The sequence below is a fragment of the Candidatus Deferrimicrobiaceae bacterium genome, from assembly GCA_035256765.1.
Taxonomy (GTDB): Bacteria; Desulfobacterota; Deferrimicrobia; order Deferrimicrobiales; family Deferrimicrobiaceae; genus CSP1-8.
The window spans coordinates 1-1183 of the sequence record DATEXR010000001.1; the positions used below are offsets into that span (position 1 = coordinate 1).

Genomic DNA, 1183 nt, shown 5'->3' on the forward strand with positions numbered 1-1183 from the left:
GTACCCTTTCCTGTCGTGGGAAAGCAGAAGGAGCTTGTGGTCGGTGTGGAAGGCAACGAGCCCGCCTCTTGTTTTCCCCTGGGCGAGGAGGTCGCGGAACCGGCGCAGGGTAAATACCCTCCCGATGAACATCTCCCTTAAAACAGGGGCGTTCAGGCGCCCCTCCTCCTCCACCGGGATGAGCGGGAAATGGTCCATGAACGCCTTGGTGAAGACCCCGGCGCCCACCTTCGCCGGGATTCCGGAATCGCCGTACACCTTGACCCGCTCCATCCCCGAACTTGGCGAATCCTTCTTGCAGATGTAGCCGCACAGATGGAAAGGTTCCAGCTCCTTGAGTTTCCTGCGGGCGAACTCCACCATCTGCTCCGTGTGGTCGACGCCGCTCTTGCTTGTGACCAACCGGGGGGCGGCGGGGTTCCCGACGAGCCGCATCGCCTCCCGGGGCGTGGGCAGGCCGCAGTCGACCTCTGGGCAGACCGGGACCCACTCGACAAACCTGCCCAGCGTCTCCACCAGATACCCCTCCCGCTTGTGGCCCCTGTCGTACCGGACCTTCTCCCCCAGCAGGCAGGAGCTGATGAGGATCCGGATCGGCTCTCCCATATCCTTTCCCCCGTGGCTCCGCACAAGGCGGGAGCGGGGCCGCCGCCGTTCGCGCGGCGATGCTACCCGCCCTTCCCCCTCGTTGCGGTTTGGGATATAAATCTACCCGTGGCATTATATTCCCCCGCTTGCCGAACACGAAAGGGACGGTATGGAGATCGCCGTAACGCTTGCTAGCCCAGCGCAAAGGAGGGAAAAACCCGGGGACGAGTCCTCTCTCGGTTTCGGAAAGATCTTCTCCGACCACATGTTCCTGATGCGGTACCGGGAAGGGACGGGGTGGCACGATGCCCGGATCGTCCCCTACCGGCCCCTTTCCCTCGACCCGGCGGCCATGGTCCTCCATTACGGGCAGGAGATCTTCGAGGGGATGAAAGGATACCGGGGGCAAGGAGGCACCGTGTGCCTCTTCCGCCCGGAGAAAAATTTCGAGCGTATGAACCTGTCGGCGCGCCGCCTCTGCATGCCCCAGATCCCCGTGCAGGACGCCCTCGCGGCGGTCACCGCCCTCCTTTCCGTGGACCGGGGGTGGATCCCCGTCTCGCGCGGCACGTCGCTGTACATCCGCCCGACGATG

Annotated in this window: 2 protein-coding genes; one reads left to right on the plus strand and one right to left on the minus strand. The window is 64.2% G+C overall.

From position 1 onward, the window contains the following. Positions 1–606 (minus strand): DUF523 and DUF1722 domain-containing protein (locus VJ307_00005; GenBank protein HJX72507.1); only part of this gene is annotated, 606 nt, incomplete at its 3' end. Between the two features lie 151 nt (positions 607–757). Between VJ307_00005 and VJ307_00010 the strand changes: the two genes are divergently transcribed. Continuing rightward, positions 758–1183 (plus strand): hypothetical protein (locus VJ307_00010; GenBank protein HJX72508.1); only part of this gene is annotated, 426 nt, incomplete at its 3' end.